We start from the raw sequence: 14,309 nt of genomic DNA, 5'->3' as shown, positions 1-14,309 counted from the left end.
ACCCCCCAGGTCATCCGTTGGACAGGGGGACACAGTCATACCGGGCCCGGAGGCCAGCGGCCCTCTTGCAGGACCGCCAAGACGATAACGGGGGCGCCTGCGGCGGGCCTGACCGGTGTTCTTACGGTGCGGGGGGTCTGTGGCTGGTTGCGCAGTTCCCCGCGCCCCTCATTGGGGGGTCTGATCGTCGGTTGCCACGTGGGGGTTGTCGGTGGTTGGTTGCGCAGTTCCCCGCGCCCCTGATCGGGGGCTGACGCGTTGGTTTTCGTGTGCGGGTTGTGGGTGGGTGTTTGCGCAGTTCCCCGCGCCCCTTTCGAAGGGCCCGACCCCGGCGGCGCGCTGTTAAGGGGCGCGGGGAACTGCGCGACGAGCCACAGGCGGCGTGCACTGTGGGGGACGCATCAGCCCTCCCTGGAAGGGGGCGTGGGGGACCCCCCGCACAACCTGGTCTGGCCCCACGTCAGTGGGCCGTTTAGGTTGGGTTTATGTCTGTTATGGGTGGATATGTTCGCGATTGGTGGGCGTACTTCAAAGGGTCCCCCTATGGCGCCGGCACCCTGCTCACGGTGATTCTGGCGGCAGCCGCCGGGCTGTTTGCTGGGTCGTACACGTACTCCATGGCCAATCCCACACCCCGTTCCATCCCCACCGCCCTCGTCGGCGGGACCGGGCAGCCCCAAGGGGTCGCCTTTCTCGACGGTATGGAGAAAGCGCTCGACGCCTCGCTCAGGGTTCATCCGTACCCGGACATCGCCTCCGCGCGCGATGCCGTCGACGAGCAGGAGGTCTTCGCGATTCTGGACGTTGCCCCCGGTGGACACGCGGTCCGGCTCGATGTGTCCGGTGCGTCCGGTGCCACCGTTGCGCAACTGCTCGCCGAGTCGGCGCCGCCGGTCGGCGCGGCGACGGGCGTGGCGGTCACCGTCGCCGACATCAAGCCGCTCCAGAAGGGCGACCCGCGCGGGTTGGCGATCTTCTACATCTCGCTCGCGGCCGTGATCATCGGTTTCGTCGGCGCGATTCAGCTCAATGTCAACGCGAAGGAACTGCGACCCCTGGAGCGCGTCGGCTTCACCCTCGCGTACTCCTTGCTCGGCGCCTTCTCCATCGCGGCGATCGTGGACTGGGGGCTCGGCGCGCTGTCCCTGCCGTTCGCCGAGTCCTGGGCCATTCTGGCGCTGACGATGTTCACGTCCGCCATGGTCTGCACGATGTTCACCACCCTCTTCGGCCGCTGGGCGATGCTCCCCACCTGGGGGCTGCTGGTGATCATCGGGAACCCTTCGTCGGGCGGAGCCGTTTCCTGGCCGTTGCTGCCTTCACTGCTCGGCACGGTCGGCCGCTGGCTCCCGCCGGGCGCCTCGGTCAACGCGCAGCACACGGCGGTGTACTTCCGGGGACACCAGCACGCGTTCCCGTTCCTGGTGCTGGCGGTCTGGGTGCTGGTGTCGTGCGCGGTCTTCTGGATCTGGCGGGACCGTCACCCGGGCGGCGGTACGACGGAGGAAGCGCCCAGCTCAGGGGCCATGTGACGTGGGCATTGCCATAAGCGGGGGATAAAAGTTGAGTCCCCATGACTCAGCTCTATTGACCCGGGGGAAGACGTAGTGCATCCTTGAGCCTGTTGCACTCAAGTCAGCTGGGAGAATCGAAATGGCACGTGCGGTCGGCATCGACCTGGGCACGACTAACTCCGTCGTGAGCGTTCTGGAGGGCGGCGAGCCCACCGTCATCACCAACGCCGAAGGCGCCAGGACCACGCCGTCCGTCGTCGCCTTCGCGAAGAACGGTGAGGTGCTCGTCGGCGAGGTCGCGAAGCGTCAGGCGGTCACCAACGTCGACAGGACCATCCGGTCGGTCAAGCGCCACATGGGCACCGACTGGAAGGTGGACATCGACGACAAGGGCTTCAACCCGCAGCAGATCTCCGCGTTCATCCTCCAGAAGCTGAAGCGCGACGCCGAGGCGTACCTGGGCGAGAAGGTCGCGGACGCGGTCATCACCGTCCCGGCGTACTTCAACGACTCGGAGCGCCAGGCCACCAAGGAGGCCGGCGAGATCGCGGGCCTGAACGTACTGCGCATCGTCAACGAGCCGACGGCCGCCGCCCTGGCGTACGGCCTCGACAAGGACGACCAGACGATCCTCGTCTTCGACCTCGGTGGCGGCACCTTCGACGTCTCGCTCCTGGAGATCGGCGACGGCGTCGTCGAGGTGAAGGCCACCAACGGCGACAACCACCTCGGTGGTGACGACTGGGACCAGCGCGTCGTCGACTACCTGGTCAAGCAGTTCGCCAACGGCCACGGCGTGGACCTCGGCAAGGACAAGATGGCGCTCCAGCGCCTGCGCGAGGCCGCCGAGAAGGCCAAGATCGAGCTGTCCTCGTCCACCGAGACCACGATCAACCTGCCCTACATCACGGCGTCCGCCGAGGGCCCGCTGCACCTGGACGAGAAGCTCACGCGCGCCCAGTTCCAGCAGCTCACCGCGGACCTCCTGGAGCGCTGCAAGACGCCGTTCCACAACGTCATCAAGGACGCGGGCATCGGCCTCTCCGAGATCGACCACGTGGTCCTGGTCGGCGGCTCCACGCGTATGCCCGCCGTCGCCGAGCTGGTGCGCGAGCTGACCGGCGGCAAGGACGCCAACAAGGGCGTCAACCCGGACGAGGTCGTCGCCATCGGCGCCGCCCTCCAGGCCGGTGTCCTCAAGGGTGAGGTCAAGGACGTCCTGCTCCTCGACGTGACCCCGCTGTCCCTCGGTATCGAGACCAAGGGCGGCATCATGACCAAGCTCATCGAGCGGAACACCACGATTCCGACGAAGCGCTCCGAGATCTTCACCACGGCCGAGGACAACCAGCCGTCGGTGCAGATCCAGGTGTACCAAGGCGAGCGCGAGATCGCCGCGTACAACAAGAAGCTCGGGATGTTCGAGCTGACCGGTCTGCCGCCGGCCCCGCGCGGGGTCCCGCAGATCGAGGTCGCCTTCGACATCGACGCCAACGGCATCATGCACGTGACCGCGAAGGACCTCGGCACGGGCAAGGAGCAGAAGATGACCGTCACCGGCGGCTCCTCGCTGCCGAAGGACGAGGTCAACCGGATGCGCGAAGAGGCCGAGAAGTACGCGGAGGAGGACCACGCCCGCCGCGAGGCCGCCGAGACCCGCAACCAGGGCGAGCAGCTCGTCTACCAGACGGAGAAGTTCCTCAAGGACAACGAGGACAAGGTCCCCGGCGAGATCAAGACCGAGGTCGAGACCGCGATCACCGAGCTGAAGGAAAAGCTCAAGGGCGAGGACACGACCGAGATCCGTACGGCGACGGAGAAGGTCGCCGCCGTCTCGCAGAAGCTGGGTCAGGCGATGTACGCCGACGCCCAGGCCGCGCAGGGTGGCGCCGAGGGTGCCCCGGGCGCGGGTGCGGGCGCCGGACAGGCGAAGGCCGACGACGACGTGGTCGACGCCGAGATCGTGGACGAGGACCGTGACCGTAAGGACGGTGCCGCGTGACGGAGGAGACCCCGGGCTTCGACGAGCAGCATGAGCCCGCCGACGTCTCCTCCGGCGCCACCACCCCTGACGACGCCGCCGAGTCCGCCGGGCCCTCCGCACAGGAGGGTCCGGCGCCCCGGACGGGAGACGCAGCAGCAGCACAGACGGCCGGCCTGACGGCCCAGCTGGACCAGGTGCGTACGGCGCTCGGTGAGCGCACGGCGGACCTCCAGCGGCTCCAGGCCGAGTACCAGAACTACCGGCGCCGCGTGGAGCGGGACCGGATCGCGGTCAAGGAGATCGCCATCGCGAACCTCCTCACCGAGCTTCTGCCCGTGCTCGACGACGTCGGGCGCGCGCGGGAACACGGCGAGCTGGTCGGCGGCTTCAAGTCGGTGGCCGAATCCGTGGAGACGGTCGCCGCGAAGATGGGCCTTCAGCAGTTCGGCAAGGAGGGCGAGCCCTTCGACCCGACGATCCACGAGGCCCTGATGCACAGCTATGCGCCGGACGTCACCGAAACGACGTGCGTCGCGATTCTGCAACCGGGGTATCGGATCGGCGAGCGGACCATCCGTCCCGCGCGCGTGGCCGTCGCCGAGCCGCAGCCGGGCGCGCAGACGGTCAAGTCCGAGACCTCGGAGAACGCCGGGGCGGGCACGGAGCCCGCCGAGGCCAAGGACAAGGAGAACGGTGGCCCGGACGAGGGCTGACGTCTCACGGAGCGGAGAGGAGGGACGTCGGGGATGAGTACCAAGGACTTCATCGAGAAGGACTACTACAAGGTTCTCGGCGTCCCCAAGGACGCCACCGAGGCCGAGATCAAGAAGGCGTACCGGAAGCTCGCCCGCGAGTTCCACCCGGACGCCAACAAGGGCAACACCAGGGCCGAGGACCGCTTCAAGGAGATCTCCGAGGCGAACGACATCCTGGGCGACCCCAAGAAGCGCAAGGAGTACGACGAGGCCCGCACCCTCTTCGGGAACGGCGGGTACCGCCCCGGCGGTCCCGGTGCGGGCGGCGGCTCGTTCAACTTCGACCTGGGCGACCTCTTCGGCGGCGCCGGGCAGCCGCAGGGCGGCACGGCAGGCGCCGGCGGCTTCGGCGGCGGCCTGGGCGACGTCTTCGGCGGCCTGTTCAACCGGGGCGGCGCGGGCGCGGGCACGCGTACGCAGCCCCGGCGCGGCCAGGACATCGAGTCCGAGGTGTCGCTGAGCTTCACGGAGGCCGTCGACGGGGCCACGGTGCCGCTGCGGATGTCGTCGCAGCAGCCCTGCAAGGCGTGTTCGGGTACCGGCGACAAGAACGGCACCCCGCGCGTGTGCCCGACGTGTGTCGGTACGGGACAGGTGTCGCGCGGCGGCGGTGGCGGCTTCTCGCTCACCGACCCGTGCGTCGACTGCAAGGGCCGCGGTCTGATCGCCGAGACCCCCTGTGAGGTCTGCAAGGGCTCGGGGCGCGCCAAGTCGTCCCGCACCATGCAGGTCCGTATCCCCGCGGGCGTCGCGGACGGGCAGCGGATCCGGCTGCGCGGCAAGGGCGCACCGGGCGAGCGCGGCGGCCCGGCCGGCGATCTGTACGTGGTGGTGCACGTCGGGGCGCACCCGGTGTTCGGCCGCAAGGGCGACAACCTCACCGTCACGGTGCCCGTCTCCTTCACGGAGGCGGCGCTCGGCGGCGAGGTGAAGGTGCCCACGCTCGGCGGCCCCCCGGTGACGCTGAAGCTGCCGCCGGGCACACCCAACGGCCGCACCATGCGGGCCCGCGGCAAGGGCGCGGTCCGCAAGGACGGCACCCGGGGCGATCTGCTGGTCACGGTCGAGGTGACGGTCCCCAGGGACGTCACCGGCACGGCGCGGGACGCACTGGAGGCGTATCGCGAGGCGACCGCGGGCGAGGACCCGCGGGCGGAGCTGTTCCAGGCCGCGAAGGGAGCATGACGCATGGACGGCCGTCGAAGGCAGAACTCTTTTGTCGGCAGGGCGTATGAACTGACCGACGAGACGCCGGTGTACGTGATCTCGGTGGCCGCCCAGCTCAGCGGACTCCACCCGCAGACCCTGCGTCAGTACGACCGTCTCGGACTCGTCTCCCCGGACCGCACCGCGGGCCGGGGCCGGCGGTACTCGGCCCGCGACATCGAACTGCTCCGCCAGGTGCAGCAGTTGTCGCAGGCCGAGGGCATCAACCTCGCCGGTATCAAGCGCATCATCGAACTGGAGAACCAGGTGGCCGCGCTCCAGGCCCGGGTCGCCGAACTCCAGTCGGCCGTGGACGGCGCCGCGGCGACGATGCGCCAGCGGGAGGCGGCGGTGCACGCGTCGTACCGCCGCGATCTCGTGCCGTACCAGGAAGTGCAGCAGACCAGCGCGCTCGTGGTGTGGCGGCCCAAGCGGCCCACTGAATAGAGCCCCACGAACAGCGCCCCACAGATCGGCCGGCGCCCTGCAGATCGGTGCCCACGGCCGGTTGAGGAGGAACCGGCGCGTGGGCTCTGAGGCCCCGGCCGGCCAGGGGGATTGGCCGACCGGGGGCACTCCGGAGCGATACAGCATCCCCCCCGGGCTCGCCCCGCGTTCATCTTGCGTCGCGGACGCACCCCGCACCACCGTCATGTTGTTGCACTGTCCGGACCGGAGGCGGGACAAGGGGCGCACAGGGGGATGAACGGGCCGTAAGGGCGCTGGTGGCGCGGGCGGCGGCGGGCTCAGTTCCGCTCCAGCATTCCCGACTGCCCGATCAGATAACCGAGTTGGGCGCGGCTGCCGCTGCCGAGGAGGGTCGCGAGTTTGGCGATGTGGACCCGTACCGTACGGACGTTCATCCCGAGGCGGACCGCGATCTTCTCGTCCGTGAGCCCTTCTACGAGCAGCCCCGCGATGGCCCTCTGGCGGGTCGTGATGCCGTCGGGGGACGTCTCCTGGGCGGCGCGCGGCCACATCGGTGTCGCCATGTGCCAGAGCCGCTCGAACGTCGTCACGAAGAAGTTGACGAGCGCCGGGTGCCGGACCTCCAGGGCCACCGAGTTGTCGGCGCTGGCCGGGATGAAGGCGATCTGCCGGTCGAAGACGAGCAGCCGCTCGGTGACCTCGTTGAGGGTGCGGACCTCGACATCGCCCTTCAGCTCCTCGTAGTGCGCGAGGACAGTGGGCGAGTGGCGCGAGGTGTGCTGGTACAGGGTGCGCATCCGGCCGCCGCGCGACAGCATCTTCTGCTCCCGGGGCAGGGCGGTGGCCAGGACGGGCGCCGGCCGTTTCCCGCCGGGCTGCACGGTCAGCATCTCGTCGGTGACCTCGAACGCGGCCTGTTCGATGGCGCTGTCGATCCGTTCGAGGCCGCGCAGCACGGTGATGACGGGGGTCTCCGGCAATAAGCCGTACCGGCTGCTGAGCGCGAGGAGCGGCTGGAACGCCTCCGCGAGCCGTTCCTCACGGCGCCGCTGCCGGGCGATGTCGTCCTCGATGGTGCGCAGCATGTGGTGCAGGGCGACGGCCGGAGGGGTCGGCCGCAGCCACCGCGGGTCCTTGAGGTCGGCGTGCAGCAGGCCGTTGTCGACCAGACAGGGCGCCAGTACGGAGTCCTCCTCCGGTACCCGGCCCTCCCGCAACGCGCGTGCGTAGAGGCGGTTTCCCGCTTCGCACAACTCCTCGACTCCATGAGTGTGGGGCTCAGCAGTCACGTGGAGGTCACCGCTCCTGTTCCAGAATTCCCGACTGGGCGATCAGATAGCCGAGTTGAGCGCGGCTGCCGCTGCCCAGCGCGGCTGCCAGCTTGGCGATATGGGCACGGCACGTACGGACGTTCATCCCGAGACGCCGGGCGATGGCCTCGTCGACATGGCCCTCGACCAGGAGTTTGGCGATGGTGCGCTGGACCCGGGTGATGCCGTCCGGCGCCGATTCGGAGGGCGTTGCCTCGGTGAGCGGGGTCGCCCGGCGCCAGAACTGGTCGAACACCGAGGCGAGATAGTCGACCAGGCCGGGATGGCGCAGCTCCAGGGCGATCTGACGGTCCTGGCGGGCGGGGATGACCGCGACCGTCCGATCGAAGATGATCATGCGGTCGATCAGCTCTTCGAGGGTGCGCACCTCCACCCGTCCGGGGTCTATCTGTTCGAGGTAGGCGAAGATCCCCGGACCGTACCGGACGGTGTGCTGGTACAGCGTCCGCATCCGCACGCCCCGGCTCAGGATCTCCTGCACGCGTGCGAGCGACTGCGAAAGGGCATCGTAGTCTCTGACGCCTCCTGGCTGAATCATGAGGATCTCGTCGGTGCACTCGGCGGTCGCCGTGTCCAGGACGGCGTTGATGCTCTGGAACCCTTCGAGGATGGTGATCGCGTGGGTGGTCGCGGGGGTCTGCGCCGTGATGGCCATGAACGGCTCGAACGTTTCGGTCAAGTCCACCGAAAGACGGCGCCGGTCCTGGATCTCCCGTTCGATCGGGTGCAGTCGCTGGGCGAGCGCGGACGTCGGCGGCACAGGGCGCAGCCAGTTCGCGTCGTCCGGATCCGGGTGCAGAAGGGCGAATTCGAGCAGACACGGTGCCGCCTCGGCGTCCGCGCGGGCGATCCTGCCCGCACTGAGCGCTGTGGCGTACAAACGTGCACCTTCACCGCATAGTTCGGTGATGGAGTGAGGATGTGCCGTTTTTGCGTCGTTTGTAACCATATCTCCACCCCCCAGGGTCCTGTACGTGCAAGAACATGATGCATCGCCCCTGTGGCTTCGACGTGCCGGAATGAGACATCGTCTAGGTGGTGCGGGGGAGAGGGACCCATCAAGTGAGGACGAAGCCGACCATGTACAAGAAAATGCTTCGCTCGGTGCTTGCTATCGGTTTTGCCGTGGCTGCGTTCACCGCGGCGGTTCCGGGTGACATCTCGTGGACCAGCGCTCCGGCGAAGGTGGCGGGTGACATCTCCTGGACCAGTGGACCGGCGGGCGACATCTCGTGGACCAGCACGCAGGGCAAGACCCCGGGTGACATCTCGTGGACCAGCGCCCCGGCGAAGGTGACGGGTGACATCTCCTGGACCAGTGGACCGACGGGCGACATCTCGTGGACCAGCGGGCCCCAGGACGACATCTCCTGGACCAGCGGGCCGGCGGGTGCGCCCACCGCGGACGCATGACCACGCCACCCGACGACCGCTCGTTCCGGCGCGAGATGGCGACCGCCTACCGCTCCGGATGGCACTTCGTCGATCTCGTCACGGCGATCCCGCACGAAGGCGACTCGCTCATGGTCACCCTGTTCGGTGAACCAGTCGTCGTCGTACGGGATGAGGACGAGGACGTGCGGGCGTACCGGTGTCTGCGCAAGCCCCGGGGGGCGCCGCGGCCTGTCCGCTGTGCCGTCCGGTACGGAATGATCTTTGTCAATCTTGACCAGCGCGACCATGAACAAATGGTCGAGTTGGACGCCCCCGAAACCATCTCCGCCACCCCCCGCAGTGCCTGACGCGATTCCCCCGTCGTAATAAATCGCGCAGGTGCTTCCCCCCAGCAGCGGCGCCACCGTGGACCTGAAACACGGTGGCGCCGCTGCCGTTTGCCATCCGGCGGTTGAGCCGTGTCTGGGTGAGCGGTATGTCGGGTGCCCAAGTTCCCTAAGGGCACTTCCCACCCGCCCGCCCTTTACGGGCGGCCCTGTTGGATGGGTGCCGGGATATGGGCGGCTGTCGGATGGGTGCCGGGTTGCGGGCGGGGTTGTTGGGCTGGGGGTGGGGCTGCCGGGTTACGGGCGGGTTGCCGGGTTACGGGTGGGGCTGCCTGGTTGCGGGCGGGTTGTTGGGTTGCGGGCGGGCTGCCGGGCCCCGGGCCGGGCTGCTGGGTTACGGGCGGGCTGCCGGGCCCCGGGCGGGCTGCCGGGTTACGGGTGGGGCTGTTGTGTGGGTGATACGTAGTTCGGTAGCGGGACCGTGCTGACCTTCTCCCCCAGCCTCAGCATCCCCCTCAGGAGTAGTGGGCGGGACAGTGTCTTGTTGCGGAGGTGGATGCCCGCTGTTGTCGTGGGGGCCAGGAACTTTCCTGTGCGGTTTCCTCCCGCCTGGCAACCCTTCGCGTACTTCCGGAGCCTGTCCTCGTACCGCTTGAAAGCTGTTCGGTGGTCGTCCTGCGCCCTTGCGAGTTCGCCGGCCAGTACGTACGCGGCGACCATCGCCGTTCCCGTACCCATGCCGCCGATCGTGGCGCCGCAGGCCGCGTCCCCGACCAGGCACACCCGGCCGGTGGACCAGGAATTCACATCCGCCCGGCTGATCGAGTCGAAGTACAGGTCCGTGGCCTCGCGCAGCGTGCCGAGCAGGCGCGGCACCTCCCAGCCGAGGCCGGCGAACGCGGTGTCGATCAGCCGCTTCTGCTGTTCCGGGTCGTGGCGGTCGTACGACAGTTCCGGCGCGGCGAAGATGAAGAACGCGCCCGCCCGCGTCGGGTCCCTGTGATCTGCTCCCACGGAGGCGAGTCGGCCCGGGGCGTTGTAGCCGATCGAGCCGGAGCCCTTCTCCAGGCTCAGCTCATTCGGCAGTTGCCACGTGGCCGCGTAATAGCCGAGGTGGCTCACGTAGTCCTGCTCCGGGCCGAAGGCGAGACGGCGGACGTTCGAGTGCAGCCCGTCCGCGCCTATGACCAGGTCGAAGTCGCGCGTGGCGCCGCGCTGGAAGTCGACCCGTACGCCCGAGGCGGTCTCGGTGAGGGCGGTGATCGAGTCGCCGAAGACGTACTCGGTGTGCGGGAGGCTGCGCTCGTACAGGACTCGGGCCAGGTCTCCTCGCAGCACCTCCATCTCGCCGCCCGCGAACTCGGCCGGCAGGTGCAGCCGCGTCCGGCCGTGTTCGTCCACGAAGCGGATCGGGCTGCCGCCGGTCTGGAGGAGTCGGAGTTCGGGGAGCAGGCCCATCCGCTCCAGCACCGTCAGGTGGGTTTCGCCGCGGAAGTCGACGGCGTGACCGCCCTGGCGCAGGGCCGGGGCCAGTTCGATGACCGTGGGGCTGAAGCCGTGGCGTCCCAGCCAGTACGCCAGCGCCGGGCCGGCAACGCTCGCGCCGGAGATGAGGACGCTCTTGTTCATCAAGTTCCTCCGTCCAGAAACTGTGTCCTTCGGACACCATTCATTACTGTGTACCGTAGACACAGATAGTTCGGCAAGGCCCGGTGGGAGAGTCAGGAGAGGTGGCGGACATCGGACATGGGTGACGAGCACGCCGGGGCGGGGCGCGCCGAGCCGGAGAACGCCGAACTGGTGCGGCTGCTCTGGGGTCCGCACCCCAAGCCCACACGCGGCCCCCGGCCCAAACTCGATCTGGACCGCATCGCGCGGGCCGCGATCGAGATCGCCGACTCGGAGGGGCTGGCGGAGGTGTCCATGCAGCGGGTCGCCGCTCAGGTGGGCGTGACCAAGATGGCGCTGTACCGCTATGTGCCGGGCAAGGCCGAGCTGGTCGCCCTGATGGTCGAGGCCGCGATCGGCCCGTACCCGGCGGCGGCGGAGGGGGGCGTGCGGGGCGACGGGTGGCGGGAGCGGTTGGAGGAGTGGGCCCGCCGGCTGATCGCCGCCTTTCTCCGGCACCCCTGGACGCTGGACGCGACGATCGGGCCGCGTGTCCCGGGGCCCGGAGAGCTGTCCTGGATGGAGCACGTCATTTCGGCCCTGGACGGTACGGGGCTGACCGGCGCCGAGCGGATGGACGCGGCCGTCCTGCTGGTGAGTCACGCGCGCGGGATCGGCCAGCAGGCCCGTGCGGCGGGTCCCGCGGGCAGACCCGAGGCCCAGTTGGGCGCCGTGCTCGGCGAGCTGATGCGGACGCACGGCGAGCGGTTTCCCGCGCTCACCGCCGCCCTCGCGTCGGCGGCCGGACCCGGCGGCCAGGACCAGGCGTGGGAGTTCGGTCTGCAACGCATCCTGGACGGCCTGGCCGTACTCATCGACCAGCGAGCCCGCCACCCCCACGACCAGCGCGAACGCTGACCCGGCCCCTCTCCCCGCCCCTCTCCCCGCCCCAAGAATCGCGTTCCCTCACCTTGAGCCGGATCGGCTCAACTTTGTGTACGCTGGAGGGGTCAAAGAGGCATCGTGAGGAGGAGACAGCGGACGTGGACGCCGAGCTGACCAACAGGAGCCGGGACGCCATCAACGCGGCCACCAGCCGCGCCGTGTCCGACGGGCACCCCGATCTGACCCCCGCGCACCTGCTCCTGGCCCTGCTGGGGGGCGAGGACAACGAGAACATCATCGACCTGCTCGCCGCCGTGGAGGCCGACCAGGCGGCCGTTCGGGCGGGCGCCGAGCGCGTACTCGCCGCGCTGCCCAGCGTCACGGGGTCCACGGTCGCGCCGCCCCAGCCCAACCGCGAGATGCTGGCAGTCATCGCGGACGCCGCCCAGCGCGCCAAGGAGCTGGGCGACGACTATCTCTCCACGGAGCATCTGCTGATCGGTCTCGCCGCCAAGGGCGGGCAGACCGGCGAGGTGCTGGCGCAGCAGGGCGCCACCGCGAAGAAGCTGCTGGACGCGTTCGAGAAGAGCAGGGGAGGACGCCGGGTGACCACCCCCGACCCGGAGGGCCAGTACAAGGCCCTGGAGAAGTTCGGCACCGACTTCACCGCCGCCGCACGCGACGGCAAGCTCGACCCCGTGATCGGCCGGGACCAGGAGATCCGCCGGGTCGTCCAGGTGCTGTCCCGGCGTACCAAGAACAACCCCGTCCTCATCGGCGAACCCGGCGTCGGCAAGACCGCCGTCGTCGAAGGGCTCGCCCAGCGCATCGTCAAAGGCGACGTACCGGAGTCCCTGAAGAACAAGCGGCTGGTCGCCCTGGACCTCGGCGCGATGGTCGCCGGCGCGAAGTACCGGGGTGAGTTCGAGGAGCGCCTGAAGACCGTCCTGGCCGAGATCAAGGACAGCGACGGCCAGATCATCACCTTCATCGACGAGCTGCACACCGTCGTCGGCGCGGGCGCCGGCGGCGACACCGCGATGGACGCAGGCAACATGCTGAAGCCGATGCTCGCGCGCGGAGAGCTGCGCATGGTCGGCGCCACCACGCTGGACGAGTACCGCGAGCGCATCGAGAAGGACCCCGCCCTGGAGCGCCGCTTCCAGCAGGTCCTGGTCGCCGAGCCCACCGTCGAGGACACCATCGCCATCCTCCGCGGCCTCAAGGGGCGCTACGAGGCCCACCACAAGGTCCAGATCGCGGACAGCGCGCTGGTGGCCGCCGCGTCCCTGTCCGACCGTTACATCACCTCACGCTTCCTCCCCGACAAGGCCATCGACCTGGTGGACGAGGCCGCGTCCCGGCTCCGTATGGAGATCGACTCCTCACCCGTCGAGATCGACGAACTCCAGCGCGCCGTCGACCGCCTCCGCATGGAAGAGCTGGCCCTCGACAAGGAGACCGACCCCGGCAGCCGCCAGCGCCTGGAGAAGCTGCGCCGCGACCTCGCCGACAAGGAGGAGGAGCTGCGCGGCCTGACCGCCCGCTGGGAGAAGGAGAAGGAGTCCCTCAACCGGGTCGGTGAGCTGAAGGAGCGCCTGGACGATCTGCGCGGCCAGGCGGAGCGCGCCCAGCGCGACGGCGACTTCGACACCGCATCCAAGCTGCTGTACGGCGAGATCCCGACCCTGGAGCGCGACCTGGAGGCCGCGACCGAGGCCGAGGAGGAGGTCGCCAAGACCGGGCCCGCCAAGGACAGCATGGTCAAGGAGGAGGTCGGCCCCGACGACATCGCGGACGTCGTGGGCGCCTGGACCGGCATCCCCGCAGGCCGCCTCCTGGAGGGCGAGACGCAGAAACTGCTCCGCATGGAGGACGAGCTGGGCCGCCGCCTGATCGGCCAGAGCGAGGCCGTGCAGGCCGTCTCGGACGCCGTCCGCCGCACCCGCGCCGGAATCGCCGACCCGGACCGGCCCACCGGCTCGTTCCTGTTCCTCGGCCCCACCGGCGTCGGCAAGACCGAGCTGGCCAAGGCGCTCGCCGACTTCCTCTTCGACGACGAGCGGGCCATGGTCCGTATCGACATGTCGGAGTACGGCGAGAAGCACAGCGTCGCCCGGCTGGTCGGCGCGCCCCCCGGCTACATCGGGTACGAGGAGGGCGGCCAGCTCACCGAGGCGGTACGGCGGCGCCCGTACAGCGTGGTCCTGCTGGACGAGGTCGAGAAGGCGCACCCGGAGGTCTTCGACATCCTGCTCCAGGTCCTGGACGACGGCCGCCTCACGGACGGCCAGGGCCGTACGGTCGACTTCCGCAACACCATCCTGGTGCTGACGTCGAACCTCGGCAGCCAGTACCTCGTGGAGCCGCTGACCAGCGAGGAGGAGAAGAAGCAGCAGGTACTCGAAGTGGTACGGACCTCTTTCAAGCCGGAGTTCCTGAACCGCCTCGACGACCTCGTGGTCTTCTCCGCCCTCAGCCAGGAAGAGCTGGGCCGGATCGCGCGGCTCCAGATCGACCGGCTCGCGAAGCGCCTCGCCGAGCGGCGGCTCACCCTGGAGGTCTCCGACGCGGCCCTCGCCTGGCTCGCCGAGGAGGGCAACGACCCGGCGTACGGGGCGCGCCCGCTGCGCCGCCTCGTGCAGACCGCGATCGGCGACCGGCTCGCCAAGGAGATCCTGTCCGGCGAGATCACTGACGGTGACACGGTCCGCGTAGACGCCTTCGGCAACGGCCTGATCGTCGGCCCCGCGACCGGCCCGGAGACAGACCCGGAGACGGGTCCCGATCCGCTGGAAAAAACGCTCTGAGCGAACCCCGGATGGACCCATCCCCCAAATCGCGCCACGGACGCGCAAACCATGCCGGGCGGGGGT

At 69.4% G+C, this 14,309-nt stretch carries 12 protein-coding genes; 9 read left to right on the top strand and 3 right to left on the bottom strand.

The window, feature by feature from the left end:
- Positions 1-485: 485 nt before the first annotated feature.
- From ACIQNU_RS16385 to ACIQNU_RS16365, 5 genes are all read left to right on the top strand, one after another.
- Positions 486-1,532: an ABC transporter permease gene (locus ACIQNU_RS16385; RefSeq protein ID WP_401366386.1), complete on the top strand. Its 1,047-nt coding sequence runs from the start codon at positions 486-488 to the stop codon at positions 1,530-1,532.
- A 121-nt stretch (positions 1,533-1,653) separates the two neighbouring features.
- Positions 1,654-3,516: a molecular chaperone DnaK gene (gene dnaK / locus ACIQNU_RS16380; protein ID WP_401366384.1), complete on the top strand. Its 1,863-nt coding sequence runs from the start codon at positions 1,654-1,656 to the stop codon at positions 3,514-3,516.
- Positions 3,513-4,211, top strand: coding sequence for a nucleotide exchange factor GrpE (gene grpE / locus ACIQNU_RS16375; protein WP_401366382.1), 699 nt, complete (start codon positions 3,513-3,515; stop codon positions 4,209-4,211). The genes dnaK and grpE overlap by 4 nt, the downstream gene beginning before the upstream one ends.
- Positions 4,212-4,244: 33 nt before the next feature.
- Complete coding sequence (dnaJ, locus tag ACIQNU_RS16370; RefSeq protein WP_401366380.1) at positions 4,245-5,438, top strand: molecular chaperone DnaJ; 1,194 nt, start codon at positions 4,245-4,247, stop codon at positions 5,436-5,438.
- Positions 5,439-5,441: 3 nt separating this feature from the next.
- Entirely contained in the window at positions 5,442-5,906 is a 465-nt protein-coding gene (locus tag ACIQNU_RS16365; protein ID WP_401366378.1) for a heat shock protein transcriptional repressor HspR, read from the top strand.
- Positions 5,907-6,205: 299 nt separating this feature from the next.
- Here the strand turns inward: ACIQNU_RS16365 and ACIQNU_RS16360 are convergent, their stop codons facing one another.
- Together ACIQNU_RS16360 and ACIQNU_RS16355 are read right to left on the bottom strand one after the other, a co-directional pair.
- Complete coding sequence (locus ACIQNU_RS16360; protein ID WP_401366376.1) at positions 6,206-7,177, bottom strand: LuxR C-terminal-related transcriptional regulator; 972 nt, start codon at positions 7,175-7,177, stop codon at positions 6,206-6,208.
- A gap of 7 nt (positions 7,178-7,184) precedes the next feature.
- Positions 7,185-8,168, bottom strand: coding sequence for a helix-turn-helix transcriptional regulator (locus ACIQNU_RS16355; RefSeq protein WP_401366374.1), 984 nt, complete (start codon positions 8,166-8,168; stop codon positions 7,185-7,187).
- A gap of 176 nt (positions 8,169-8,344) precedes the next feature.
- Between ACIQNU_RS16355 and ACIQNU_RS16350 the strand changes: the two genes are divergently transcribed.
- Together ACIQNU_RS16350 and ACIQNU_RS16345 are read left to right on the top strand one after the other, a co-directional pair.
- A complete protein-coding gene (locus tag ACIQNU_RS16350) occupies positions 8,345-8,632 on the top strand; it encodes a hypothetical protein (RefSeq protein ID WP_401366373.1) in 288 nt (95 codons plus the stop codon).
- Positions 8,629-8,961 carry a hypothetical protein gene (locus ACIQNU_RS16345; protein WP_401366371.1) on the top strand — a complete coding sequence of 111 codons (333 nt, stop codon included), beginning with the start codon at positions 8,629-8,631 and terminating at the stop codon, positions 8,959-8,961. Before ACIQNU_RS16350 ends, ACIQNU_RS16345 begins: the two co-directional genes overlap by 4 nt.
- Before the next feature lie 411 nt (positions 8,962-9,372).
- On the opposite strand, the gene ACIQNU_RS16340 is transcribed toward ACIQNU_RS16345, so the two are convergent.
- Entirely contained in the window at positions 9,373-10,569 is a 1,197-nt protein-coding gene (locus ACIQNU_RS16340) for an FAD-dependent monooxygenase (protein WP_401366369.1), read from the bottom strand.
- 117 nt (positions 10,570-10,686) lie between these two features.
- Here ACIQNU_RS16340 and ACIQNU_RS16335 point away from each other — a divergent pair, with 117 nt between their 5' ends.
- A complete protein-coding gene (locus tag ACIQNU_RS16335) occupies positions 10,687-11,466 on the top strand; it encodes a TetR/AcrR family transcriptional regulator (protein WP_401366367.1) in 780 nt (259 codons plus the stop codon).
- A 125-nt stretch (positions 11,467-11,591) separates the two neighbouring features.
- Positions 11,592-14,243 (top strand): ATP-dependent chaperone ClpB, encoded by a 2,652-nt coding sequence (gene clpB / locus ACIQNU_RS16330; RefSeq protein ID WP_401366365.1) that lies wholly within the window; start codon positions 11,592-11,594, stop codon positions 14,241-14,243.
- Positions 14,244-14,309 lie beyond the last annotated feature (66 nt).

The sequence above is a fragment of the Streptomyces sp. NPDC091292 genome (genome assembly GCF_044757265.1).
Taxonomy (GTDB): Bacteria; Actinomycetota; Actinomycetes; order Streptomycetales; family Streptomycetaceae; genus Streptomyces.
The sequence above is the reverse complement of the archived record's forward strand: the minus strand, read 5'-3'. Positions and strand labels throughout refer to the sequence as shown.

Coding starts and splice junctions, on each gene's coding strand:
- ACIQNU_RS16385 (WP_401366386.1), top strand. CDS start 486: ATGTCTGTTATGGGTGGATATGTTCGCGATTGGTGGGCGTACTTCAAA.
- dnaK (WP_401366384.1), top strand. CDS start 1,654: ATGGCACGTGCGGTCGGCATCGACCTGGGCACGACTAACTCCGTCGTG.
- dnaJ (WP_401366380.1), top strand. CDS start 4,245: ATGAGTACCAAGGACTTCATCGAGAAGGACTACTACAAGGTTCTCGGC.
- ACIQNU_RS16365 (WP_401366378.1), top strand. CDS start 5,442: ATGGACGGCCGTCGAAGGCAGAACTCTTTTGTCGGCAGGGCGTATGAA.
- ACIQNU_RS16355 (WP_401366374.1), bottom strand. CDS start 8,168: ATGGTTACAAACGACGCAAAAACGGCACATCCTCACTCCATCACCGAA.
- ACIQNU_RS16345 (WP_401366371.1), top strand. CDS start 8,629: ATGACCACGCCACCCGACGACCGCTCGTTCCGGCGCGAGATGGCGACC.
- ACIQNU_RS16340 (WP_401366369.1), bottom strand. CDS start 10,569: ATGAACAAGAGCGTCCTCATCTCCGGCGCGAGCGTTGCCGGCCCGGCG.
- ACIQNU_RS16335 (WP_401366367.1), top strand. CDS start 10,687: ATGGGTGACGAGCACGCCGGGGCGGGGCGCGCCGAGCCGGAGAACGCC.